This window comes from Streptococcus sp. KHUD_010, from assembly GCF_040207525.1.
GTDB lineage: Bacteria > Bacillota > Bacilli > Lactobacillales > Streptococcaceae > Streptococcus > Streptococcus hominis.
On sequence record NZ_CP157941.1, the window covers coordinates 655,356 to 680,556 of the forward strand.

Sequence of the window (25,201 nt, forward strand, 5' to 3'; positions counted from 1 at the left end):
TCTTAAAAGAAATAGTTAGCTTGCCATATTTTATGGCAGGCTTATTTTAAAATGGAGAAATAAAATGAAAAAGAAAAGTTTATTTTATTTAGCAAGCACAGCTATTTTAATTGCAGCTAGTTCACAGCAAATTTTTGCTGATGAATCTGTAAAAACTTCTACGCTAGAGCCGACAGTAGAAGTCAATAAACAAGAAGCTCATTCTTCAGTTGAACTCCAAACAAAAGAAGTAACTCAAACTGCTCCAATAAATCAAACAACTTCATCTTCTTCATCTAAAAACGAAGCAACTGCTTCTTCAACTGCTTCAACTGAGGCTAAAGTTTCAGAAGAACAATCAGTTGTAAAAGAAAATTCGACAACTACAACTGAGACTAAAAAAGACAACAAGTCAACTTTTTTTGCTGCGCAGAATAATCAAACAACAGCTAGAAGTAATCCTGATGCGCAAGTAAAAAAATCAACCTTTGTAGATGTTAGCAGTCATAATGGGCATATCAGCAAAGAAGATTATCAACATTTAGCTGAAAAAGGGGTAAATGGGGTTGTTGTTAAATTAACAGAAGGAACGAGTTATAAAAATCCTTATGCGGCTTCTCAAACACAGAATGCACAAGCGGCAGGTATGCAAGTGTCGGCTTATGCTTTTTCTCATTATACTAATGAAGCAGAAGCAAGAGCAGAAGCGCGCTATTTTGCAGAGGAAGCAAGACGATTGAACCTTCCTTCCTCAACTGTTATGGTAAATGATATTGAAGATTCTGATATGCGTCCGAATATCAATGCAACTACTCAAGCTTGGGCAGATGAAATGCGGCGTATGGGCTTTTCAAATTTGATGTACTATACAAGTGCAAGTTGGCTTGATCGAAACAATCTTAGAACGAAAGGACCAATCCAAACAGAACAATTTGGCTTGGAAAATTTCTGGGTAGCGCAATATCCAACTTCAAAATTAAGTGCCGATGATGCGAAAACACTGAAATATAATAGTGAAGCAGGTGCTTGGCAGTTTACTTCGCAAGCTGAACTACTACCTGGTCGTCATGTATTTGACCAAAGTGTGGATTATACTGGACGATTTACGAATAAGGCAACTCCAAGCAATCGTGCTGCAAATCAGCCAATAAAGGGAAAAATCACGGTTCAAAACAAGAATCCTAACACGGGAACCTTTGATGTGATTGTGTCGGACGTTTCTGCTCCTTACGGCGTTCGTGAAGTGAAAGTACCGACCTGGTCTAATGTCAATGGTCAAGATGACATTATTTGGTATACAGCTGCTAAACAGGCTGATGGAACTTATAAAGTAACAGTAAGGGCAGTAGATCACAAATTTTCTACAGGACTCTATCACATTCACCTTTATTACATTCAAAATAATGGGAAATTGGTTGGCGTAGGTGGAACAACTACCGAGCTTTCATTTGGTCGACCTCAAGGAAAAGTGACCATTGCTAATAATAATCCAGACACAGGAACCTTTAATGTGATTGTTTCAGGTGTTTCCAGCCCTTACGGTGTTCGTGAAGTAAAAGTTCCAACTTGGTCCAGCATAGGTGGTCAAGATGATATTATCTGGTACACAGCGAAGAAGCAGGCCAATGGAACCTATAAAGTAACAGTTAAAGCGACTGATCATAAAAAATCAACTGGAGAGTATAATATTCATGTATATTATATCCAAGAAAATAATCAGTTGGTAGGAGTAACAGGAACAACGACAACGGTTTCGATTGCGCATCCTAAAGGTACTTTGACTATCGCGAATAACAATCCTAACGTAGGAACCTTTGATGTGATTGTCTCAGGTGTTTCCAGTCCAGATGGTGTTCGTGAAGTGAAATTACCGACTTGGTCTAATGTGGATGGTCAAGACGACATTATCTGGTATACTGCTAAAAAACAAGCCAATGGAACGTATAAGACGACCGTCAAGGTAAGTGATCACAAATATTCAACAGGTCTATATAATGTTCATTTGTATTATATTCAGGATAATGGACAATTTGTTGGAGTAGCTGGAACACAAGTAAATGTTTCTTTAGCGAGAGCAAAAGGGAATCTTACCATTCAAAATAATAATCCAGACACAGGAACCTTTGATGTGATTGTTTCAGGTGTTTCTAGCCCTTACGGCGTTCGTGAAGTGAAATTACCGACCTGGTCTAATGTCAATGGTCAGGACGATATTATCTGGTACACTGCCACTAGACAGGCCAATGGGACTTACAAAGCAACTGTCAAAGCGAGTGACCATAAAAGAAGCACAGGTTTGTACCATATTCATCTTTACTATATCCAAGGAAATGGTAAAATCGTTGGGATTGGTGGCACAACGACAGAAGTTTCAATTGCACGTCCAAAAGGTACGTTAACAATTCAAAATAAAGATGCCAATAACGGGACTTTTGAAGTAATTGTTTCCAATGTTTCTAATCCAGATGGTGTCCGTGAAGTGAAATTACCGACCTGGTCTAATGTCAATGGTCAGGACGATATTATCTGGTACACTGCCACTAGACAGACCAATGGAACTTATAAGGCGTTCATTAAAGCAAGTGATCATAAGAATTCAACTGGTTTGTACTATATTCATTTGTACTATGTTCAAAACAATGGAACATTGATTGGAGTGGGCGGTACATCAACCAATGTGACAATTTCTGCGGAAAACCTTAAACCAACTGGAAAAATCACGATCTAAAATAATAATCCTAAAACAGGAACATTTGACGTGTTGGTGTCTAATGTTTCCAGCCCTCATGGTGTTCGTGAAGTGAAGCTGCCAACGTGGTCTAGTGTAAATGGTCAAGATGACATCATTTGGTATACTGCTGCAAAACGAGCTGATGGTACCTATAAGATAACTGTGAAAGCGAGTGACCATAAGAACTCAACCGGCGAATACAATGTTCATTTGTATTACATTCAAAACAATGGTAAGCTGGTTGGAGTAGGTGGTACAACAGTACAAGTTTCTAAAACGTCTTACCCGACACCATATTTTTCTCAACGTGATGGTCGTTGGGCAGGACGAACTTATGGAGGCTACACATTTGCTGCAACGGGTTGCGTACCAACAACGGTTGCTATGGCAATTTCTGGTATTACAGAACAGACTGTTTTACCAACGACTGTGGCAGATTATCTCTACCATTCTACAAATGAATTCAATAAGAGAAGCTACGGCACAACGAGTCGAGGTATTGTCTTAGCAGCTCAACATTGGGGGTTGAAAACGGATGTTTTAGGTTCAACCGCAGCTGTGCGAGAAGCACTTGCTATGGGACACCATGTGCTTGGTGCAGTAGGAACCAGTGTATTTGCAAATTATCCTGTTACACATAAACTGGTCATGAAAGGCTATAACAACGGAATGACTTATGTAATGGATCCGTATAATGCTAATAATAATGGCTATTATTCAGTAGATTATTTATTTAGAGTACAGAGTTTGGATCCAACTGACAATACAGAAGGATCTCCATTCATGACAATCAGAGCATAATATTGTGTCTGCTCTATGAGAACGAAGAACGTAGAGTCTAATTAATGAAGGAGTGGGAAAGACATTCATGATTGGTTGCCCAGTAATCATGATTGTTTATTCCGCTCCTTCTTTTTGCTGAATACAATAAAAAGGACTAAATCCAATACAGGCTTCAGTCCTTAAATCAACTATTTTAGCTTTTTTTAGTTTTTAATCAAAATAGAGTAGATCTTTACTTGTACTTGTAAAGACTTCAAAGCCTTCTTTTGTGACATGCCCGCAGTCTTCAATACGAACGCCAACTTTTCCAGGAATATAGATACCAGGCTCAACAGAGAAGCACATACCTTCTTCGATAACCATATCATTTCCTTCCATGATAGATGGAAATTCGTGAACACTCATGCCGATACCATGCCCCAGACGATGATTGAAGTATTCACCATAACCGGCTTTTTCGATGACTTCGCGTGCTGCGCGGTCTACTTCATGAGCTGTTACTCCGGGTTTGATGAAGTCAAGAGCTGCCCGTTGAGCTTCAAGCGTTAGATTGTAAATGTCTTTTTTAAACTGATCTGGTTTTCCAACAGCAACTGTCCGTGTCATATCGCTGGCATAACCATTGACCATACAGCCAAGGTCAAATAGCAGCAGGGCATTGTTTTCGACTTTGTTTGCACCAGGAATGCCATGCGGATTAGCAGCATTATCACCTGTCAAAACCATAGTCTCAAAGCTCATCTCATAGCCGAGTTGTTTGATACCAAAGTCAATTTGAGCAATAATATCTGTTTCTGTTTTATCAAGAGAAATAGTATCAAAACCAATCTTAACAGCTTTATCTGCGTATTCTCCTGCGACAAACATTTTCTTGATTTCATCGGCTGATTTGATGAGACGCATACGATTGATACATGGGGTTAAGTTTGTAAATTCAGCGCGTTCAAAAACGGTATTTAAACCATTATATTTGGTCAAAACCAAGTTATCAAACTCAACAGCAACTTTGTGGAAGCTGCTAGCTGGCAAGGCTGCTTTGATTTTTTCCCAAGGATTTTCAGAATCAACATAACCTAGAACCTTGAAATCAACAATTACACTAGCACGCTCTACTTCAAGAGCAGGAACAAAGAGTAGTGGTTCATGATTTGTGAAAATAAAAAGAAACATCTGACGTTCATGAGGGTCGCTATAAAATCCTGTTAAATAATTAATCGTGACAGGATCAGAAACTACGGCAACATCTGCTTTTTCTGTTTCCAGATAAGAAATAATTTGATTTATTTTGGTCATTCTAGTACCTTCTTTCTACCCCTCTATTTTTGCAAAAAAATAGGTAAAAATCAAGAGGACAGTAAGAACTTTTTTTCACTTCAGAAATTTTACAGATTGGGTACATTTTTCTTGTAAAATCATTGGTAAAATTGCTAAAAATTTGCCTAAAAAACAAGATTTTTCAAAAAGTTATCAAAATGCTTGAAAGTGTTTCCAATAAGTGATAAAATGAGTTTGGTAGGAATGTGAAAACGATATTTTCAACATAGAAAGGAAGAAACATGAACACAGACGATACAGTAACCATTTATGATGTCGCGCGTGAAGCGGGAGTTTCAATGGCAACCGTTAGCCGTGTGGTAAATGGAAACAAAAATGTAAAGGAAAATACAAGAAAAAAAGTCTTGGAAGTGATTGACCGCTTGGATTACCGACCAAATGCGGTAGCGCGTGGCTTAGCTAGCAAAAAGACGACAACTGTCGGGGTTGTCATTCCAAATATTACAAGTAGTTATTTTTCAACGCTTGCAAAAGGGATTGATGATATCGCAGAGATGTATAAATACAATATTGTTTTAGCAAATAGTGATGAAGATGATGACAAGGAAGTTTCTGTTGTCAATACGCTGTTCTCAAAACAAGTGGACGGTATTATCTTTATGGGCTATCATTTGACAGAAAAGATTCGCTCCGAGTTTTCTCGTTCGCGGACGCCAGTTGTGCTTGCAGGCACGGTTGATGTGGAGCATCAATTACCAAGTGTGAATATTGACTATAAGCAAGCAACCATGGATGCAGTTGAACGTCTTACAAAAAATAATCAAAAAATTACTTTTGTAAGCGGACCTTTGGTGGATGACATCAATGGTAAGATTCGTTTAGCTGGCTACAAAGAAGCTTTGAAGAAAGCCAAACTTACTTATAGTGAAGGATTGGTTTTTGAGTCAAAATACAGCTATGATGATGGTTATCAATTAGCAGAACGGGTCATTGCTTCCAAAGCCACAGCAGCTTTTGTGACTGGTGATGAGCTGGCGGCTGGACTGTTAAATGGTTTATCAGACAAGGGTGTAAATGTACCAGAAGATTTTGAAATCATCACTAGCGATGATTCGCAGGTAGCACGCTTCACTCGTCCAAATTTGACAACTATTGGTCAGCCTTTGTATGACCTTGGTGCGATTAGTATGCGCATGCTGACTAAGATTATGCACAAGGAAGAGTTAGAAGAACGTGAAGTAGTATTAGCTCATGGTCTTATTGAGCGTCGTTCAACAAGAAAGTAAGTAGAGTTAGACAGAACTTGAAATTTTCAATTTTAAGTTTGTTGTCCAATCATTTTGCTACTCGTTTATTATGATAGTAGTTTATGGGAGTGGGACAAAAATCGGTAATTTCGAAGAAATTTGATTTTGTCGTCCCACCCCCGCACAGTTGAGTAGGGCTGTAAAGGTTGATTTATCAACCGCATAGAACCCACTCAACCACTGCGACTTGCAAGAAACTCATAAAAATCTGACGAGGTTAAGGACTTTTGTCCCAGCCTTTTTTTTGTTTTCAAGAGGCTCTATACCTTTGTGGTTTTATTTTTTCTATCTTTTGGATATAATAGAAGACATGAAAGTATTACTGTATTTAGAAGGTAAAGCGGTTTTGGAAAAATCAGGCATTGGACGAGCTTTGCAACATCAGATGAAAGCTCTAGATTTGGCTGGAATTCCCTACACGACCGATCCTTCAGGAGATTATGATGTGGTTCATATCAATACTTATGGGCCTAGAAGTTTGCGACTTTTGCACAAAGCAAAAAAACAAGGGAAAAAAGTGATTATGCATGGGCATTCGACTAAAGAAGATTTTCGCAATTCCTTTATCGGGTCAAACTTTTTTGCGGAAGCCTTTGGAAAATATTTAGCTCACATGTACCAAATGGCGGATTTTATCATTACACCGTCTGAGTATTCCAAAAAGTTGATTCAGGGCTATGGCGTGACAACACCAATTGTGGTGGTTTCTAATGGGATTGACCTTCAGAAATATAAAAAAGATCCACATAAAGAAGAAGTATTTAGAAAACATTTTCATATCCAAGAAGGAGATAAGGTGGTTGTCTGTGCAGGGCTTTATTTCAGACGCAAAGGGATTGAAGACTTTGTAGAAGTAGCACGCAGAATGCCAGATGTTCGCTTTATTTGGCTGGGAAGCATTAACAAGTGGATCATTCCACGGAAAATCAGAAATCTTGTACTGTTTAATCATCCTAAAAATGTTGAATTTCCAGGTTATTTCAAGGGGGCTGTTTTTGAAGGAGCTATGAGCGGCAGTAGTCTCTTCTTTTTCCCTAGCTATGAAGAGACGGAAGGGATTGTGGTGCTAGAGGCGTTGGCTAGTCATCAGCATGTAGTTTTGCGAGATATTCCTGTATATGAGGGCTGGATTGATGAACAATCGGCTGAATTGGGACACAATGTAGATGAGTTTGTAGACTCTATCCAAAAGATTTTGGATAGAAAGGTGGATAAGCGAGAAGCTGGCTATAAGGTAGCGCAGAGTCGTTCAATTGATGATGTGGCTTATAAGCTTGTAGATGCTTATCGAGAAGTATTGGAGATGTAGCATGCGAATTGGTCTTTTTACGGATACGTATTTCCCTCAGGTTTCAGGGGTGGCAACTAGTATTCGCACTTTAAAAACAGAATTAGAAAAGCTTGGACACACCGTTTTTATTTTTACAACGACAGATAAGGATGTCAATCGTTATGAGGATTGGCAGATTATTCGAATTCCTAGTGTGCCGTTTTTTGCCTTTAAAGATCGGCGAATTGCTTATCGCGGTTTTTCAACAGCTTTAGAGATTGCTCGCCAATATCAATTGGATATTATTCATACCCAGACTGAATTTTCTTTGGGGTTGTTGGGTGTTTGGATTGCGAAAGAACTGCGGATTCCAGTTGTTCATACCTATCATACACAGTATGAAGATTATGTGCGCTACATTGCTAAAGGTATGGTCATTCGTCCTAGCATGGTCAAATACATTGTTCGTGGTTTTATGAGTGATCTGGATGGCGTGATTTGTCCAAGCGAGATTGTTTATGACCTGCTCATGAAATACAAAGTAAAAGTAGAAAAACGGGTTATTCCGACTGGAATTGAGTTGGCCAAATTTGAACGTCCAGAAATTACTGCTGAGAATATTGCTGATTTACGAGAAAAATTAGGCATTTCAAATCAAGAAACCATGTTGCTTAGCTTATCACGCGTTTCTTATGAAAAAAACATTCAGGCAGTTTTAGCTGCTCTGCCAGCTGTTTTGGAAGAAAATCCAGATGTGAAGTTGGTAGTGGCAGGAGACGGTCCTTATTTGTCTGACTTAAAAGCGCAAGCCAAACGGTTGAACATTACAGATGCAGTGATTTTCACAGGAATGATTGCACCAAGTGAAACCGCATTGTATTATAAAGCAGCGGATTTCTTTATTTCTGCTTCAACGAGTGAGACGCAGGGCTTGACATATTTAGAAAGCCTAGCGAGTGGCACTCCTATTATTGCTCACGGAAATCCTTATCTGGACAACGTTATCAATGATAAAATGTTTGGAACACTTTATTATGAAGAACGTGATTTGGCGGGAGCGATTTTGGAAGCTGTTATTGCAACACCAGATTTGGATGAAAAGAGTCTCGCTACAAAATTATACGAAATCTCTGCTGAAAACTTTGGGCGTCGTGTATATGAATTCTACTTGGATTTGATTATTTCAAAAGATTTTGCCAATGATTTGCATCCGGAGGAAACTGTTAGTAAGCGATTAGCGAAATCGGTTATCTATCTTCCTAAAAAAGCGATTGCCCTTCCTGTAAATGGATCAGCACGAATGTTTAAAGCGTCTAAACGACAAATCAAAAATATACAGAAATACCTAAAATAAAACTCCTAGACTAGCGAGGTGGGAAAATGAAACACGATCTTCCTTTTTTAGCTGTACTACTCTTTTTCTATTCGTTATTTTATGGAATTGTCCAAATGATACCAATGGACGAATTGTTACGAAAGGGCTTGGTGGTGAATAATGTTTTGATATATTCACCGCTGGCAATATTCCTTGTAGCAGTTGTCTATGCTGGACTAAATGGTTTTTCTCGCCGCTTTTTGCTTTTAGCGACACTCATGTTCTTTGTGACGATTCTGACCTTTGGTGAATGGATTTTACTGTATCATGCAGCCCATTTTATCTGTTTATTGGTGGGGATGCTGTTAGGTTATGGGATATTTCGCTGGAGAAAGACAAGTAAATGAACATCTAGCAGTTCAGAGCATTTGCTTCTTTAGGAAATTACTACAGTAGCAGTGAAAAGTTAAGACAGATGTATTGCGTTTCATAGTTTTTCCTAAAAATTCAATGAATGGTCTAAGACGCTTTTGTCTGGACTATTTTTTGATATGAAAACCTGTCTTTGCTGTCATATTTTTAACATATTTGTTTTAAATTTGTAAAGTAAAGAAATGATGTGTTATGAGTTGAATTGGTAAATTTTAAGGAAAATTTGGTATAATAAAGTGATAGAAAAAGGTGAATAAAATGAAAAAAATATTAGTTGTAGATGATGAGAAACCAATCTCAGATATTATAAAGTTTAACATGGTAAAAGAAGGTTATGAAGTAGTGACAGCCTTCGACGGTCGCGAAGCGTTAGAAATGTTTGAAGCAGAACATCCAGATATTTTGATTTTGGACTTGATGTTGCCCGAAATGGATGGTTTAGAGGTGGCGCGAACGATTCGGAAAACGAGTAATGTGCCAATCATCGTTCTTTCTGCCAAAGACAGTGAATTTGACAAAGTTATTGGTCTTGAGATTGGTGCAGATGACTATATGACAAAGCCTTTCTCTAATCGTGAATTGCAGGCGCGTGTCAAAGCCATTTTGCGGCGGACAGATTTGACAATTGAAAATCAAGAAGCAGAAGCTGAACCAAAAGAAATTGTGATTGGAGATCTGCAGATTTTGACCGATGCTTTTGTCGTGAAAAAGCATGGCGAAGAATTAGATTTAACACACCGTGAGTTTGAATTGCTCCACCATTTGGCAACGCATATCGGGCAAGTGATGACGCGTGAACATCTGCTAGAAACGGTGTGGGGCTATGATTATTTTGGAGATGTGCGGACGGTCGATGTGACAATTCGTCGTTTGAGAGAAAAGATTGAGGATATTCCTAGCCGACCAGAGTACATTTTAACACGGCGCGGCGTTGGATATTACATGAGAAACAATGATTGATAATATTAGACAATTTGTTGTATCAAAAGATTTTGTATTTGTCTTACTCATTTTAGGATTTATTTTGGTGATTACCTTGCTTTCCTTGGAAAACCGACGTGATAATGTTCGTATTCGCCAATTGAATCAAAAAGTAAAAGATTTAATTGCAGGCAATTACTCAGAAATTTTAGATGTACAAGGTGGTCCAGAAATTACGGATATTACCAATAGTATCAATGATTTATCTGAGGTAATCCGTCTAACGCATGAAAATTTAGAGCAAGAAACTAAGCGCCTGTCAAGTATTTTATCCTATATGACGGACGGTGTTCTTGCGACCAATCGTCGTGGGCAGATTATTATGATCAATGATATGGCAACCAAACAGTTGGGAGTCAAAGAATCCGAAGCACGAAAGATGAATATCTTAAAACTGCTGGATATTGAAGACGAATATGACTTACGAGACTTGATTACGAAAGTTCCAGAATTGACCATTGATTCGCAGGATGAAAATGGAGAGTTTTTAAGTTTACGTGTTCGATTTGCCTTGATTCGGCGAGAATCAGGCTTTATTTCAGGGCTGGTTGCGGTGTTGCACGATACAACGGAGCAGGAAAAAGAAGAGCGTGAGCGGAGACTGTTTGTTTCGAATGTCAGTCACGAATTACGTACTCCCTTGACCAGTGTCAAGTCTTATCTGGAAGCACTAGATGAAGGTGCCTTGTCAGAACCAGTTGCACCGGATTTTATCAAGGTTTCATTAGATGAGACCAATCGGATGATGCGAATGGTTTCGGACTTGCTGAGTTTGTCACGTATTGACAATGCAACCAGTCATTTGGATATTGAATTGACGAATTTTACAGCTTTTATCACCTTTATTTTGAACCGTTTTGATAAAATCAGAAGTCAGAACGATGATAAAAAGTATGAAATTATTCGAGATTATCCCATTAATTCTATTTGGGTCGAAATTGATACAGATAAGATGACACAGGTGATTGATAATATTATCAACAATGCCATTAAATATTCTCCTGACGGTGGTAAAATTACGGTCAGTATGAAAACAACGGATACCCAAATGATTTTGTCAATTTCAGATGAAGGCTTAGGAATTCCTAAAAAAGATTTGCCGAAAATTTTTGATAGATTTTATCGTGTAGACAAAGCGAGAAGTCGCGCCCAAGGTGGATCCGGACTGGGCTTAGCCATTGCCAAAGAGATTATCAAGCAGCATAACGGCTTTATCTGGGCAAAGAGCGAGTATGGCAAAGGTTCAACGTTTACTATAGTTCTGCCGTATGACAAGGAAGCTGTCAAAGATGATGATTGGGAAGAAGATGAATTAGAAGGGTAGCATGAACGAGAAGGGATTTAAGTACAGTATTTTAGCGTCAGGTTCTACTGGCAATTGTTTCTATTTAGAAACCCCAAAGAAGAAGTTGTTGATTGATGCGGGCTTGTCTGGGAAGAAAATTACCAGCTTATTGAGTGAAATTGACCGCAAGCCAGAGGATTTGGATGCTATTTTGGTGACGCACGAGCATAAGGATCATATCCATGGTGTGGGCGTTTTGGCACGGAAATATCATTTAGACATTTATGCCAATCAAGAAACATGGAATGCTATGGAAGTAGCGCTTGGGAAGATTGATGTTAGTCAGAAGCACATTTTTGAAATGGGAAAAACCAAGACATTTGGCGATATTGACATTGAAAGTTTTGGTGTTAGTCATGATGCGGTTGCACCGCAATTTTACCGACTGATGAAAGACGATAAAAGTTTTGTTCTACTGACGGATACTGGCTATGTTAGCGATCGTATGGCGGGGATTATTGAAAATGCGGACGGGTATTTGATCGAGTCCAACCATGATATTGAAATCCTTCGTAGCGGAGCTTATCCTTGGAGCCTGAAGCAGCGGATTTTATCTGACCAAGGCCATTTGTCGAATGATGACGGGGCAGAAACCATGATTCGTACGTTGGGTTATCGCACTAAGAAAATCTATCTAGGGCATCTTAGCAAAGAAAATAATACCAAAGAATTGGCTCATATCACAATGATCAATCAATTAGCACAGGCTGATTTGGCGGTTGAGCATGATTTTCATATTTGTGATACATCGCCAGATACAGCGACACCTTTAACAAATATTTAGGAGAAAGAATGCGAATTTTTTACTTAATGATTGGTTTTATTTCAGTAGGATTAGCCCTTCTGGGAGTTGCTTTACCGCTATTGCCGACAACTCCCTTTTTACTGTTGGCAATTGCTTGCTTTTCACGCTCTTCCAAACGATTTGAAAAATGGCTATACCATACTAAGTTGTATCAAATCTATGTGGCGAACTTTCGCGAAACTGGAGCTATTGCTCGGGAGCGTAAAAGAAAAATTCTTATTTCTATTTACATTCTAATGGGAATTTCTATCTTCTTTGCACCTTTTATCTGGGTGAAGTTTGCTTTAGCTGCCTTAACCCTTTTTATGACGTATTATTTATTCAAAGTCATTCCAGATAAAGAATGAAAATTCATTTCATCTATGGTGAACTTTTCCTATCAAATTCTTGGTATCGTTGGAGTATCAAGGATTTTTTTGATATAATAGTAGAGAATTTGTTTTCATTTTATACTCTGTGAAGATCTCTTCAAACTTCGTCGGATTTCACAGTCTGGGTGACTGTGAGAGGTGGCAGAGAAGAAAAGTGAAACTTTTTTTGTCAACCTTGCCGTACTCTTTGTTACTGACTTCGTTGATTACACCTGCAACCTCAAAAGCTCAAGTAGAGTTTTTTCCCCACCCGCAACTTGCTTCCTAGTTCTAATTGTCTGGGAGACAGCTGGAGGTGATTGTTAAATTTTTGATGTTCATTGAGTATTAAAAGAAAAAGTTCTTCTTGAAAGGAGAAAAAATGAGAGATTTACATAAAGTTTTAAGTCAGCAATTTGGAATTGTCTTCCAAGATGAAAAGTTGCTGGAGACAGCTTTTACACACACTAGCTATGCCAATGAGCACCGCCTCTTAAACATTTCACACAATGAGCGCTTGGAATTTTTAGGAGACGCTGTTCTGCAATTATTGATTTCGGAATATCTGTATAAAAAATATCCAAAAAAACCAGAAGGGGACTTGTCAAAACTTCGCTCAACGATTGTACGTGAAGAGAGTTTGGCTGGTTTTAGTCGAGATTGCCAGTTTGATCAATTTATCAAATTGGGTCGTGGCGAAGAAAAATCAGGTGGGCGTAATCGGGATACCATTCTTGGAGATTTATTTGAAGCCTTTTTAGGAGCTTTGTTGCTAGATAGGGGAGTGGAAGCGGTCAAAAACTTCCTATATCAAGTCATGATTCCAAAGGTAGAAGTTGGAGACTTTGAGCAGGTGGTTGATTACAAGACCAAGCTACAAGAACTGCTCCAAGTCAATGGTGATGTCGAGATTGTCTATCAAGTCATCTCTGAGTCTGGTCCAGCTCATGCCAAAGAATTTGCTGTAGCGGTATCTGTTGATGGCAGAACGGTTGGACAAGGACAAGGACGTTCGAAAAAATTAGCAGAACAGGAAGCTGCTAAAAATGCATTTGAAAAGGAAAGTCATTCATGTATTTAAAAGAAATTGAAATTCAAGGTTTCAAATCTTTTGCAGATAAGACCAAGGTAGTGTTTGATCAGGGAGTGACAGCAGTCGTTGGACCTAATGGCTCAGGAAAGAGTAACATTACTGAAAGCCTGCGTTGGGCACTGGGAGAGTCTAGTGTTAAAAGCCTTCGTGGCGGGAAAATGCCAGATATCATTTTTGCGGGGACTGAAACTCGCAAACCACTGAATTATGCTTCTGTTGTTGTCGTTTTGGACAATAAAGACCGTTTTATCCAGCAAGCTGCAGATGAGATTCGTGTGGAACGTCATATTTATCGCAGTGGGGATAGCGAGTATAAAATAGACGGCAAGAAGGTACGTTTACGAGATATTCATGATTTGTTTATGGATACAGGGCTTGGACGAGATAGTTTTTCCATTATTTCCCAAGGAAAGGTGGAAGAAATTTTCAATAGCAAGCCAGAGGAGCGCCGTTCCATTTTTGAAGAAGCGGCTGGCGTACTGAAATACAAGACGCGGCGCAAGGAGACTGAAAGCAAGCTCAGCCAAACACAAGATAATCTAGATCGGCTGGAAGACATTATTTATGAGCTAGATAGTCAAGTGAAGCCTCTTGAAAAGCAGGCTACGACAGCTAAGCAGTTTTTGAAATTGGATGAAGAACGTCGTGCTCTTTATTTGGATGTATTGATTGCTCAAATAAAGGAAAATAAAACACAGCTGAATGATACTGAAGAACGGCTTGTGGGGATTCAGCAATCTTTGTCTGCTTATTACAGCAAACGTGACCAGCTAGAGCAAGAAAATGTTCTTCTGAAAGAAAAACGCCATGATTTGCAGAAACAAATGGCAGATGACCAAGCGAGTTTGCTTGAATTAACACGCCTCATCAGTGACTTAGAACGCCAAATCGAAGTTTCCAAATTAGAATCTAGTCAAGCTGCCAACAGTCGGAAGGAAAATGAGGAACGCCTGCAAGGATTGACAGAAAAATTAGAGGCGGTTCAAACAGAATGGCAGGGAAAAGATGAGCAATTGACTGATTTTGCTGTAAAATTGGAACAAAATCAACAAGTGATTCATAAATTAGAAGCTGAAATTGAGGCATTTTCGGATAATCCTGACCAGATGATTGAAAAATTACGTGCTGAATTTGTCCAATTGATGCAAGAAGAAGCGGACTTATCCAATGACTTAACTGCTTTAGAAAGTCGCTTAGCCAATGAGTTACAATTATCTGAAAGCAAACAAGCAGAATTTGCTAAGTTAAAAGAAAATTTAAAGAATCTTCAAATCAACGAGCAAAGTCAACTGGAAGATTTAGAAACAGCTCGGCAGTCGGTTCAGCAGTTACTGACAGATTATCAGGCACAGCTAAAGCAAGTTCAAGCTGTAAAAACAAATTATCAGCAAAAACAAACGGCAATGTTTGATTTAATGGATGATGTAAAAAATAAAAAGGCGCGTGTTGGTAGTTTAGAAGCTATTCTGAAAAATCACAGTCATTTCTATGCTGGGGTGAAAAGTGTTCTTCAAGAAGCAGAGCGCCTGGGCGGTATTATCGGTGCTGTTAGTGAAAAATTGAGCTTTGATTCGCATTATCAGACAGCACTTGAAATTGCACTTGGAGCAAGTAGCCAACATATTATTGTAGAGGACGAACAAGCTGCGACACGAGCAATTGAATTTCTGAAACGCAATCGAACAGGACGGGCAACTTTTCTGCCACTGACAACGATTAAAGCGCGGCATTTACCAGATCATCATCAAGGAAGCATTGAAAAGAGTAATGGTTTTCTTGGTTTGGCTTCGTCTTTGGTGCGCTATGATAAGAGTTTAGAGCATATTTTCCAAAATTTGCTAGGTACAACAGCCATTTTTGATACGGTAGAAAATGCGCGAGCAGCTGCTCGCAAAGTTCGGTATCAAGTACGAATTGTTACGTTGGATGGAACAGAATTGCGGACAGGCGGTTCTTATGCAGGTGGCGCTAATCGAAATAACAATACAATTTTCATCAAGCCGGAGTTGGATGCTTTGCAAAAGGAACTTTCTGAGAAGAATGTAACATTAGCCGAGCAAGAAAAGCAAGTGGAGGATTTGCACACACAGCTAAGCCAAGCCAACAGTCTGTTAGAAGAAATAAAAGCAAGTGGTGAGGAAGCTCGATTAGCAGAGCAAAAGGCTCAAATGGCTTATGAGCAAACACATAAACAGGTTGAAGACTTATCCGAGCTCTTAGCGCTGCAAGAAAGAGAGCTATCTCGTGAAGTTCTTCCTGACATGGCGGAACAAAAGGAACGATTGGTTAATCGCCTTGCAGAAATTGAGCAAGAGAAATCTGAAACAGAAGCCGAGATTGAGCAGATTAAGTCAGATAAAGATGCTGTTCAAGCACGTTTAGACAAGCTAACAGCCCACTTATCTGAGCTTCATTTGGCTCGTACCGAGCTGACGGGGCATCAGCGTTACGTTCAGACGGATCTCACACGTTTGTCCAATGAAAAATCTGAATTGGAAAAAGAGATTTCTACTTTACAATTTCTAATGGAGCAAAAGGAAGAGACCGCTTCAAAAGTGGATATTGCTGTTTTAGAAGAGCAATTAACACAGGCTATACAAGAAAAGACAGCTTTGAACCAAGCCAATATTCGGTGTCAGTTTGAACTGGATAATTTGGAAGGGCAAGCAGAAGATCTTACCAGTCATCTAGAACAAGCCCGTCAGCAAAATGAGGATTTGATTCGCAGTCAAGCCAAGGCAGAAGCTGAAAAAGATAAGATTGCAGATGTCCTTCGACGCCTTTTGACGAATTTGACAGATGACTATCAAATATCTTTTGATGAAGCTAGTAAACAGGCTCGTCCACTAGAAAATCTTGCGGTTTCTGAAATTAAGGTCAAGGACTTAGAAAAGGCTATTCGGGCTTTAGGACCAGTCAATCTTGATGCGGTAGAGCAATTTGAAGAAGTCAGTCAACGGCTGCATTTCCTCAATACTCAAAGAGATGACGTACTTTCTGCGAAAAATCTACTTTTGGAAACCATCGAAGAAATGAATGACGAAGTAAAAGACCGCTTCAAATCAACCTTTGAAGCTATTCGTGAGAGCTTCAAAGTGACTTTCAGACAGATGTTTGGCGGTGGTTCAGCGGACTTGATTTTGACCGAAGGTGACCTGCTGACTGCGGGGGTAGAAATTTCAGTACAACCACCTGGTAAGAAAATTCAGTCGCTCAATCTGATGAGCGGAGGAGAAAAAGCTCTGTCAGCTTTGGCATTACTCTTCTCCATTATCCGTGTCAAGACGATACCATTTGTCATTTTGGACGAGGTGGAAGCTGCACTTGACGAAGCTAATGTCAAACGTTTCGGAGACTATCTCAATCGCTTTGACAAGGACAGCCAGTTTATCGTGGTAACACACCGTAAAGGAACGATGTCCGCAGCAGACTCTATCTATGGAGTAACCATGCAAGAGTCCGGTGTGTCAAAGATTGTCTCCGTAAAATTAAAAGATTTAGAAAGTATGTAAAATGAATATAAAATTAGTTGCGACAGATATGGACGGCACCTTTTTAGATGACAAAGGGCAGTTTGATATGGTTCGATTGAAACAGTTGTTGCTCCGTTTTAAAGAAAAGGGCATCTATTTTGCAGTCGCCAGTGGACGCGGTTTGCTGTCATTAGAAAAGCTATTTGAGGATGTGCGAGATGAGATAATTTTTATTGCTGAAAATGGCAGTCTGGTAGAATTTCACGGAGAAGATCTCTACGAAGCAACTATGTCTAAAGATTTTTATCTGTCAGCTTTTGAGAAATTGAAGACATCTCCTTTCATCAATACCAGTGAATTGCTTCTAACAGGTAAAAAAGGTTGTTATGTTTTGGAAACAGTTGATCCAGCTTATTTAGCTTTTAGTGCGCATTATAATGAAAATATCCAAAAAGTAGCTCGCTTGGAGGATATTACAGATGAAATTTTCAAATTTACAGCCAATTTTTCTGAAGAAACAGTAGCTGCAGGTGAGGCCTGGGTCAATGAACACGTCCCTGGTGTCAAAGCTATGACAACAGGCTATAAGTCAATTGATATTGTCCTAGACTATGTGGACAAGGGCGTTGCCATTGTCGAATTGGCGAAGAAATTAAATCTTGAGATGGATCAGGTCATGACATTTGGTGACAATTTGAATGATCTACACATGATGCAAGTAGCAGGTTATCCCATTGCCCCTGAAAATGCTCGCCCAGAGATTTTGGAAGTAGCCAAAGAGGTTATTGGACACCATGCGGCGCATTCAGTTATGACGTATATGGAGGGCTTATAATGGCAGATATAAAATTAATTGCCTTAGATTTAGATGGGACTTTACTAACTTCTGAGAAAAAAATTTCTGCTCGAAATTTAGCGGCGCTTAAAGCCGCTCAAGAGCAGGGAATCAAGATTGTTTTGACGACCGGTCGCCCTCTAAAGGCAATGGAGCTTTTCTTAAACGAACTAGGTGTAGCCAATCAAGAGGACGAATACACCATTACTTTTAATGGTGGTTTAGTGCAACGCAATACAGGTAAAATTCTTGATAAAACAGTCTTTGCTTATGACGATGTGGCTCGTATTTTTGAGGAAACAGAAAAGTTAGGCTTGCCACTAGATGCGATTTGCGAAGGAACTGTCTACCAAATCCAGTCAGACCATGAATCGCTTTATCAAACTTGCAATCCTGCTTTAACATTTGAGTCGGTTTCATTTGCAGACTTATCTACCCAACAGACTTATAATAAATGTGTAACAGCTTATGCACCAGATCCGCTTGATCGTGGTATTGCTCAACTTTCGTCCGATTTATTTGACAAATATGAAATTTTTAAGTCGCGCGATATGCTGTTAGAATGGTCTCCGAAGAATGTCCATAAAGCAAATGGCTTAGAAAAATTGATTGCTCATTTAGGAATTGAACAAAGTCAAGTCATGACTTGCGGAGATGAAGCAAATGACCTGTCTATGATAAAATGGGCAGGACTTGGTGTAGCTATGCAAAATGCGGTAGCAGCAGTCAAAGAAGTTGCCAATGTGGTGACGCCGATGACGAATGACGAAGATGCTGTTGCTTGGGCTATAGAAAAATATGCACTGAAATAAAGGAGGAATTGAATGGGTTTATTTGATCGCCTTTTTGGTCGCCAAAAAGAAGAAAAACCAGTTGAAAATATTCCTGAAGAAGCTGTAGAAACAGTATCAGAGGATGATCAAGGAAAGAATCTAGAAAAAGTAGAAACAGCTCCTGTAGAGAATACGCAATCTGAGAATCTAGATGAACAAACATTCCAAACAGAGCTGAAAGAACGTCTTGCTAATGATGAGACACGTCTTGAAACCATTCAAGAAAAAGTAGAAGAAATGGAGCCGGAAACGGCTACTACAGGATCAAGTCTAGAGTTTGCTGAAAATGATTTGCAAGCTCCAGAAAATCATACATTGCAGACTGAAATGAGAACTCCACAACCTGACGAGACAGCAGCCTTTTCGCAACATACGACTCATCCAGTTGCCACAGATTTACAGGCACGTTTAGCAGAAGCTAGAAGACAGCAGGCAGAACAAGAAAATATGAGGCAGTTGAACAAAGCGAACGTAGAGTCAACTACGGCAGAGAAGACTATTAGCGAACCAGTTGAAGCAAGTTCATCTATTCAAGAAGAAACGGTTCAGGAAAAGTATGACCGTAGTCTTAAAAAGACACGGACAGGATTTGGAGCGCGGCTTAATGCCTTCTTTGCAAATTTCCGCTCGGTAGATGAGGAGTTTTTTGAAGAGTTAGAAGAACTCTTGATTACGAGTGACGTTGGGGTGCAAGTTGCTTCCAGTCTGACTGAAGAATTACGCCAAGAAGCTCGCCTTGAAAATGCCAAAAGGCCAGATGTCCTTCGTCGGGTCATCATTGAAAAGTTAGTAGACATCTATGAGAAAGACGGTCAATTTAACGAAAAAATCAATTTACAAGACGGTTTGACAGTCATGCTTTTTGTTGGTGTAAACGGAGTTGGGAAAACCACTTCGATAGGGAAATTGGCTTATAAATATAAGCAGGCTGGCAAGACAGTCATGTTAGTTGCAGCAGATACTTTCCGTGCAGGAGCTGTTGCTCAGTTGGTGGAATGGGGACGTCGAGTAGATGTTCCTGTTGTGACAGGTCCAGAAAAGAGTGATCCAGCTAGCGTTGTTTATGACGGTATGGAGCGTGCAAAGATTGAAAATGTGGATATTCTCATGATTGATACAGCCGGACGCTTGCAAAACAAAGATAATCTAATGGCAGAGTTGGAAAAAATTGGACGGATTATCAAACGGGGAGATCCAGCTGCGCCACATGAAACGTTCTTGGCACTGGATGCATCAACTGGTCAAAACGCCCTTGTTCAAGCTAAGGAATTTTCAAAAATTACGCCAGTAACAGGAATTGTCTTGACGAAAATTGATGGAACAGCGCGTGGTGGTGTTGTTCTTGCAATCCGTCAAGAGCTGGATATTCCAGTTAAACTGATTGGATTCGGAGAAAAAATTGACGATATTGGAGTATTTAACTCTGAAAACTTTATGAAAGGGCTCTTAGAGGGCTTGGTATAAGAAAAAAGACTTGCAAATGAATGAATTGCAAGTCTTTTGTATATATTTACTTTACCCCAATCGTCCTTCTTTGCGATAGGCTTCATCTGGACGCCAGTTCCAATCAGCTTCAAATTGGTTAAGGAGCTCAAAGCTGGCTTCGGGTCCCATAGTGCCTGATTTGTAATGATGAAGTGGAACTTCGTTATTTGCCCATAAGGCTTCAATACGGTCAATCAATTCCCAACTAGAGCGAACTTCGTCCCAGTGGCTAAAATTGGTTGAGTCATTGTTTAGCACATCGTAGATGAGCTTCTCATAAGGTTCTGGTGACGCACCAGAAGCTGTTGCATCTGTACGATAATCAAGTGTCAATGGAGCTAAGTTAAATTGCTCGCCCACTTCTTTGCCATTCATGCTAAGAGAAAATCCTTCAGTTGGTTGAATGTAAATCGTCAGCACATTTGGTTGAAGCGAGGAGCCGAAAATGGATTCCATTTGCTTGAAGACAATGTTGACATGGGTTCCCTTGGCAGTGAGACGTTTTCCAGTACGGAAGAAAAATGGCACCCCGCGAAATCGGTCACTATCTACAAAGAATGCACCAGAAGCAAAGGTTTCTGTGGTAGATTCTGGGTCAACATTTGGTTCGCTGCGATAGGAAATATACTTTTTCCCGTCTACTTTACCAGAAGTATATTGACCACGAATGAAGAGTTTTTTCAGATCATTATCAGTAGGTTTATGCAAGTGCTTGAAAACCTTAATTTTTTCAGCACGAATATCATCTTTGGTAAAAGTTTTGGGTTTGTCCATAGCAAGCAAAGACAGGAGTTGAAGTGTGTGATTTTGCACCATATCGCGCAGTGCACCTGAATGGTCGTAATAACCGCCTCGTTCCTCCACACCTAACTTTTCAGCAAAGGTAATCTGCACATTGTCAATATAATCGCAATTCCAGACATTTTCAAAAAGAAGATTGGCAAAGCGAATAGCAAAAATACTTTGAATCATTTCTTTGCCGAGATAATGGTCAATCCGGAAAATCTGCTCTTCGTCAAATGTTGCCAACAAATCATTGTTCAGTTTGCTAGCAGAAGCTAGGTCTGTGCCAAAAGGTTTTTCTACAATTAAGCGTTCAAATCCCTTCCCGTCCACAATTTGTTCTGATTTGAGGTGTTTAGCAATCGTCCCAAAAAACTGAGGAGCCATAGATAGGAAGAAAAGTTTATTGTGTTCTGCTTGATAGTGCTCATTGAGATGATTTTGTAGTTTTCTCAATTCAATATAATGCTCGGTATCTTGGACATCGTGACTTTGGTAATAGAAATGGCTAGCAAATTCTTGCGCTTGCTCAGGGCTATCAGCGAGATCTGTGATAGACTCGACCACGACAGATTCAAAATATTCCTTGCTCCAAGGTCGGCGAGCTGTACCGATAACGGCAAAATGCTTAGACAGATTGCCAGATTTATACAATCTAAAAAGAGAAGGATAGAGTTTTCTTTTTGCCAAATCTCCACTGGCACCAAAAATTGTAATAATCACTTTTGAAGACATTTTGAACACCCATTTTCTAATATTTTATTTATTTTACCATAAATTGATTAAAATTTCTGATTTTTGATAGCTCGAAATAAAGAGTAAAAAAGATAAAAAATAAGGATAACAAGGAAGAATAAAAGTAGAAAGACAAGATGTACACCTGTTGTAGTATCAGGAGCTTGATTGACCATGATAGCAGCAATCGCCGTTCCTAAAGCTCCAGCAAATGTTTGAGCCATTTGAAAGAGAGCAGTGGCGTCTGGTGACTTTTCACGACTAATTTGTGAAACAGATAAGGCCATCGTGTTGTTGAAAGCCAGATTGCGCCCAATCGTAAAGAAAATATAAAAAAGGATGATGAGCGGTAATGTTAAGGCTTTTGTAAAGAATGCAAAAACGGAAACGGCTAAGAAAAAGAGGAGGTTCCCACCATATAGAGAAAATTTGGGTCCCTTGGTGTCATATAATTTTCCCAAGAAAGGTGCCGAAAAAGCTCCTAACATTGTTCCAGGTAGCAGTGCAAAGCCAGCAGCAGAAGTAGCCTCGTGTTTCACTAAAACCAAGAAATTAGGAATCAGAAAATTGGCTGATAAATTTGAAAATTGGTAGAGAAAGAAAGGAATAATCCCTAGTAAAATAACTGGATTTTTCAAAATACGAATATCTAAAAAAGGATGTTCAACGGTTAGACTTCTCCAAATGAAAAGGATAAGTGATAATAAAAAGATGATAACAAAGCTCCAATTAAAGCTGCCTGCTTCTAAACTAGAAATCGCCATAATAGAAAAAGTAAGTGCGAGTGCAAGGAGCAAGAAAGAAACCCATTCAAAGGGACGTTCCTTTCTATTGGGGGTATTTTCTAAAAAGAAAAATCCTAAAATGAAGGAGATAATCGGAACCGGCATGATGAATGTGTAAATCATGTGCCAATCGAATGAACCAATCATCAAGCCGCCATAGGTGGGACCAATCGCAGGAGCTAGGCTTATAACAAGTCCAGACAATCCCATGTAAAAACCAATTTGGCTACGCGGAATACGTTCTACGATAAGATTAAACATAAGGGGGGTAGCAATTCCAGTTGCTGAACCTTGCAAAATGCGTCCTAACATGAGTAAGGCAAAATTAGGCGCAAGCATTGCAACACCATTTCCTAACGTAAAAATAGCTAGGCTGGTGAAGAGAATTCTCCGTTCAGACCAGTTGTGTGCTAGCGTAGCTCCGAGTGTAATTGTGATGGCGACAGCCAGCAGATAACCTGTCGTAATCCATTGCAATGTGCCAAGGTCTGTATGAAAAACTTTCATAAGATGTGGAAAAGTGACATTCATACTGGTTTCAGAAAGAATTCCAGCAAAAGTAATTAGAGCAGTGGCGAAAATAGATAGCAAGGTTTTCCTTGAAACAGGTTGATTTTGATGTGACATAGTACCTCCTAAAAATATAAATTTTTCTTATTTTATCATAATTGCTCACAAAAGAGCATAATAGGAGACCTAGAGAAATACTTCTAAGGTCTTCTTTTGTTTATTCAATGTAGGTTAAAAGACACGATAGACATAAGGATTGCTAGGCTTCTCAACTTTCTTGAAACTATCCACTTCAAGCGTTGGCAAACTTTGTCCTAGTTGTTTATGATAGTGAATCGTAATTTTCCCACTTGCTCTTATCCAGGTATTATTTTCAAAATGCTCCGTATTACCAGTTGTCAGAAGTCCATAAACTCCCGAATCTGCGATACAGTGGATAATACCGAAACGGAAAAGAAACTGGCTGTTTTTATCGCTTGGGTCATTATAGACAAACCCAGTAAATTCTAGCCGTTTTCCCGCAAATTCATCTGGATAATCATAGAGGACTTCCATGATTTCCATATAATTTTCAGTCGTAACGGAAATGACGTCTTTTTTCAGATATTTTTTTGCAGCTGCCCGCATTTCTTTCTCGTAAGCACTTTTAGTGAAATAAGTACTGGTATCAGGTTTCAGATATTGATTGGTAGTGCCTTCATCAGCCTGAATGCTCTTTGAACTACCATCAGCTAGTGGAAAATGGTAACCTTTAGCAGAAACAGTTGTAGAGTCCAAATTGACCGTTGGAAAGAAGAGAGCAACAATCAGCGGTACAACAAGAAAAGCAATACTAGCAAATTTTGCTGAGCGACTCGTCAAATGGCTGTGCACTTTCATTTTTTTCATCCAGATGATGAGCTGCACAATAGCTAGCACAAAAGAAAGTATCATGGAAATATATGCCAAATAAGAAAAATGCATGTTGATGTATTGATTGAGCTTGCCAGAAAGTTGCAAATACATGGTGATTTCAAAGTAACCAGCTAAAATTAGAAAACGAATCATAGCACCACCCCCACAAGCCAAGAGTAAATGACAACAACTAAACTAACAATTCCAATGAATTGCCAGATGAATCGTCCTTTGAGGTAATTTTTCATCATGAGGATATTTTTCACATCTAACATTGGTCCAATGACGAGAAAAGCCAGGACTGGCGCTAAGCCAAAACTAGAAATGAGCGAACTGCCGATAAAGGCGTCTGCTTCACTGCAAAGTGAGAGAAGAAATGCAAGCACCATCAATAGCAAAATAGCCATAAGTGGTGTTGCACTAATGGAAGTCAGAATGCGTGTAGGCACGTAGACTTGCACTAGACTGGCAAAGAGACAACCAAAGACTAAGTAACGACCTGTATCAAAAAATTCGTCAATAGACTGTACAAACACTTGAAATACTTTCTTTGGCTGACTTAAATGAGAGAAGTCGTGTTCATGCTGAATAACTCGATTCTCTTTTTGAATAGTTGCCGTGTTGAGAAAGCCAAAGAAAATTCCTAAGATGATTGCCACAACAATAGAGCCAAGGGCTCTGAGCAAAGCCATTTTAAAGGAATTCCCAAAGGCAGAATAGGTCGCAAAAAGAACGATAGGATTGATAACAGGTGCTGTCACCATAAAAGGAACAGCTGTGTAACTTGGTACTTTCTTTTCCAAAAAGCGATTGATAATAGGGACAATTCCACATTCGCAAGAAGGGAAAATGAAGCCAATAAAAGTACCAAAGAAAATCCTACCCCATTTATTCTTAGGCAGATAGCGATAAACTTTGTCTGGTGTGATATAAACCTCTATAAAACCTGAAATAATGCTCCCAATCAGCACAAAAGGTAGTGCTTCGATAATAATGGAGAGGAAAATCGCACCAGCTTGTAGCACACTAGGTGGCAGTTGATTAAAAAAGCTCATGACTTTTTAGCCTTTTGCTCTTTTTTGGTCTTTTTTTCTTTTTCATCAGGAAATTCTACCTTTTCGATTTTAGGTAACGTTGCAAATTCTTCAAACATTTTGTCCAAATCATCTGAACGCGTAAATTTAATAGCCATAACAGCCTCC

19 protein-coding genes and 1 pseudogene are annotated in these 25,201 nt (G+C 39.3%); 14 read left to right on the forward strand and 6 right to left on the reverse strand.

Going from position 1 to position 25,201, the window contains the following annotated elements; translation table 11 throughout:
• Positions 1-64: 64 nt before the first annotated feature.
• Positions 65-3,511: pseudogene (locus ABKA15_RS03240) on the forward strand (GBS Bsp-like repeat-containing protein).
• Between the two features lie 192 nt (positions 3,512-3,703).
• Here ABKA15_RS03240 and ABKA15_RS03245 read toward each other — a convergent pair.
• Positions 3,704-4,786: a Xaa-Pro peptidase family protein gene (locus ABKA15_RS03245; RefSeq protein WP_264340923.1), complete on the reverse strand. Its 1,083-nt coding sequence runs from the start codon at positions 4,784-4,786 to the stop codon at positions 3,704-3,706.
• Between the two features lie 263 nt (positions 4,787-5,049).
• On the opposite strand from ABKA15_RS03245, the gene ccpA reads away from it, so the two are divergent.
• The 13 genes from ccpA to ftsY all read left to right on the forward strand — a co-directional run bounded on the left by ccpA (position 5,050) and on the right by ftsY (position 20,271).
• Positions 5,050-6,054 (forward strand): catabolite control protein A, encoded by a 1,005-nt coding sequence (ccpA, locus tag ABKA15_RS03250; RefSeq protein WP_049514346.1) that lies wholly within the window; start codon positions 5,050-5,052, stop codon positions 6,052-6,054.
• Between the two features lie 331 nt (positions 6,055-6,385).
• A complete protein-coding gene (locus ABKA15_RS03255) occupies positions 6,386-7,384 on the forward strand; it encodes a glycosyltransferase (protein ID WP_106388373.1) in 999 nt (332 codons plus the stop codon).
• 1 nt (position 7,385) lies between these two features.
• Positions 7,386-8,699, forward strand: a complete 1,314-nt coding sequence (locus tag ABKA15_RS03260; protein ID WP_106388374.1) for a glycosyltransferase family 4 protein — start codon at positions 7,386-7,388, stop codon at positions 8,697-8,699.
• A 26-nt stretch (positions 8,700-8,725) separates the two neighbouring features.
• Positions 8,726-9,067 carry a hypothetical protein gene (locus ABKA15_RS03265; RefSeq protein ID WP_106388375.1) on the forward strand — a complete coding sequence of 114 codons (342 nt, stop codon included), beginning with the start codon at positions 8,726-8,728 and terminating at the stop codon, positions 9,065-9,067.
• A gap of 283 nt (positions 9,068-9,350) precedes the next feature.
• Positions 9,351-10,052, forward strand: coding sequence for a response regulator YycF (yycF, locus tag ABKA15_RS03270; protein WP_049513494.1), 702 nt, complete (start codon positions 9,351-9,353; stop codon positions 10,050-10,052).
• Entirely contained in the window at positions 10,045-11,397 is a 1,353-nt protein-coding gene (gene vicK, locus ABKA15_RS03275) for a cell wall metabolism sensor histidine kinase VicK (protein WP_022526267.1), read from the forward strand. Before yycF ends, vicK begins: the two co-directional genes overlap by 8 nt.
• Position 11,398: 1 nt before the next feature.
• Positions 11,399-12,202, forward strand: a complete 804-nt coding sequence (locus tag ABKA15_RS03280) for an MBL fold metallo-hydrolase (RefSeq protein WP_049513492.1) — start codon at positions 11,399-11,401, stop codon at positions 12,200-12,202.
• A gap of 8 nt (positions 12,203-12,210) precedes the next feature.
• The gene (locus ABKA15_RS03285) at positions 12,211-12,570 is read left to right on the forward strand and encodes a DUF454 family protein (RefSeq protein WP_049513490.1); all 360 of its coding nucleotides are present in this window, start codon (positions 12,211-12,213) and stop codon (positions 12,568-12,570) included.
• Between the two features lie 385 nt (positions 12,571-12,955).
• Positions 12,956-13,654: a ribonuclease III gene (rnc, locus tag ABKA15_RS03290; protein ID WP_049513488.1), complete on the forward strand. Its 699-nt coding sequence runs from the start codon at positions 12,956-12,958 to the stop codon at positions 13,652-13,654.
• The gene (gene smc, locus ABKA15_RS03295) at positions 13,645-17,178 is read left to right on the forward strand and encodes a chromosome segregation protein SMC (protein ID WP_049513485.1); all 3,534 of its coding nucleotides are present in this window, start codon (positions 13,645-13,647) and stop codon (positions 17,176-17,178) included. Before rnc ends, smc begins: the two co-directional genes overlap by 10 nt.
• Position 17,179: 1 nt before the next feature.
• Positions 17,180-17,974, forward strand: coding sequence for an HAD family hydrolase (locus ABKA15_RS03300; protein WP_049513483.1), 795 nt, complete (start codon positions 17,180-17,182; stop codon positions 17,972-17,974).
• Positions 17,974-18,786, forward strand: coding sequence for a Cof-type HAD-IIB family hydrolase (locus ABKA15_RS03305; RefSeq protein WP_350015381.1), 813 nt, complete (start codon positions 17,974-17,976; stop codon positions 18,784-18,786). Before ABKA15_RS03300 ends, ABKA15_RS03305 begins: the two co-directional genes overlap by 1 nt.
• 12 nt (positions 18,787-18,798) lie before the next feature.
• A complete protein-coding gene (gene ftsY, locus ABKA15_RS03310; RefSeq protein WP_049513480.1) occupies positions 18,799-20,271 on the forward strand; it encodes a signal recognition particle-docking protein FtsY in 1,473 nt (490 codons plus the stop codon).
• A 51-nt stretch (positions 20,272-20,322) separates the two neighbouring features.
• Here ftsY and zwf read toward each other — a convergent pair whose 3' ends face one another.
• From zwf to ABKA15_RS03335, 5 genes are all read right to left on the reverse strand, one after another.
• On the reverse strand, positions 20,323-21,810 hold the full coding sequence (zwf, locus tag ABKA15_RS03315) for a glucose-6-phosphate dehydrogenase (RefSeq protein WP_049513478.1): 1,488 nt from the start codon (positions 21,808-21,810) through the stop codon (positions 20,323-20,325).
• Positions 21,811-21,857: 47 nt separating this feature from the next.
• Positions 21,858-23,222: an MFS transporter gene (locus tag ABKA15_RS03320; RefSeq protein WP_106388381.1), complete on the reverse strand. Its 1,365-nt coding sequence runs from the start codon at positions 23,220-23,222 to the stop codon at positions 21,858-21,860.
• Positions 23,223-23,336: 114 nt separating this feature from the next.
• Positions 23,337-24,152 carry a TIGR03943 family protein gene (locus ABKA15_RS03325; RefSeq protein ID WP_186832657.1) on the reverse strand — a complete coding sequence of 272 codons (816 nt, stop codon included), beginning with the start codon at positions 24,150-24,152 and terminating at the stop codon, positions 23,337-23,339.
• Positions 24,149-25,054 (reverse strand): permease, encoded by a 906-nt coding sequence (locus ABKA15_RS03330; protein WP_049513474.1) that lies wholly within the window; start codon positions 25,052-25,054, stop codon positions 24,149-24,151. Before ABKA15_RS03330 ends, ABKA15_RS03325 begins: the two co-directional genes overlap by 4 nt.
• Positions 25,051-25,191, reverse strand: coding sequence for an SPJ_0845 family protein (locus tag ABKA15_RS03335; protein WP_003027644.1), 141 nt, complete (start codon positions 25,189-25,191; stop codon positions 25,051-25,053). Before ABKA15_RS03335 ends, ABKA15_RS03330 begins: the two co-directional genes overlap by 4 nt.
• Positions 25,192-25,201 lie beyond the last annotated feature (10 nt).

Coding starts and splice junctions, on each gene's coding strand:
- vicK (WP_022526267.1), top strand. CDS start 10,045: ATGATTGATAATATTAGACAATTTGTTGTATCAAAAGATTTTGTATTT.
- ABKA15_RS03325 (WP_186832657.1), bottom strand. CDS start 24,152: ATGATTCGTTTTCTAATTTTAGCTGGTTACTTTGAAATCACCATGTAT.
- zwf (WP_049513478.1), bottom strand. CDS start 21,810: ATGTCTTCAAAAGTGATTATTACAATTTTTGGTGCCAGTGGAGATTTG.
- ABKA15_RS03260 (WP_106388374.1), top strand. CDS start 7,386: ATGCGAATTGGTCTTTTTACGGATACGTATTTCCCTCAGGTTTCAGGG.
- ABKA15_RS03245 (WP_264340923.1), bottom strand. CDS start 4,786: ATGACCAAAATAAATCAAATTATTTCTTATCTGGAAACAGAAAAAGCA.
- ABKA15_RS03330 (WP_049513474.1), bottom strand. CDS start 25,054: ATGAGCTTTTTTAATCAACTGCCACCTAGTGTGCTACAAGCTGGTGCG.
- ABKA15_RS03285 (WP_049513490.1), top strand. CDS start 12,211: ATGCGAATTTTTTACTTAATGATTGGTTTTATTTCAGTAGGATTAGCC.
- rnc (WP_049513488.1), top strand. CDS start 12,956: ATGAGAGATTTACATAAAGTTTTAAGTCAGCAATTTGGAATTGTCTTC.
- ABKA15_RS03265 (WP_106388375.1), top strand. CDS start 8,726: ATGAAACACGATCTTCCTTTTTTAGCTGTACTACTCTTTTTCTATTCG.
- ABKA15_RS03305 (WP_350015381.1), top strand. CDS start 17,974: ATGGCAGATATAAAATTAATTGCCTTAGATTTAGATGGGACTTTACTA.
- ccpA (WP_049514346.1), top strand. CDS start 5,050: ATGAACACAGACGATACAGTAACCATTTATGATGTCGCGCGTGAAGCG.
- ABKA15_RS03300 (WP_049513483.1), top strand. CDS start 17,180: ATGAATATAAAATTAGTTGCGACAGATATGGACGGCACCTTTTTAGAT.
- ABKA15_RS03280 (WP_049513492.1), top strand. CDS start 11,399: ATGAACGAGAAGGGATTTAAGTACAGTATTTTAGCGTCAGGTTCTACT.
- ABKA15_RS03320 (WP_106388381.1), bottom strand. CDS start 23,222: ATGTCACATCAAAATCAACCTGTTTCAAGGAAAACCTTGCTATCTATT.
- ABKA15_RS03255 (WP_106388373.1), top strand. CDS start 6,386: ATGAAAGTATTACTGTATTTAGAAGGTAAAGCGGTTTTGGAAAAATCA.
- ftsY (WP_049513480.1), top strand. CDS start 18,799: ATGGGTTTATTTGATCGCCTTTTTGGTCGCCAAAAAGAAGAAAAACCA.
- smc (WP_049513485.1), top strand. CDS start 13,645: ATGTATTTAAAAGAAATTGAAATTCAAGGTTTCAAATCTTTTGCAGAT.
- yycF (WP_049513494.1), top strand. CDS start 9,351: ATGAAAAAAATATTAGTTGTAGATGATGAGAAACCAATCTCAGATATT.
- ABKA15_RS03335 (WP_003027644.1), bottom strand. CDS start 25,191: ATGGCTATTAAATTTACGCGTTCAGATGATTTGGACAAAATGTTTGAA.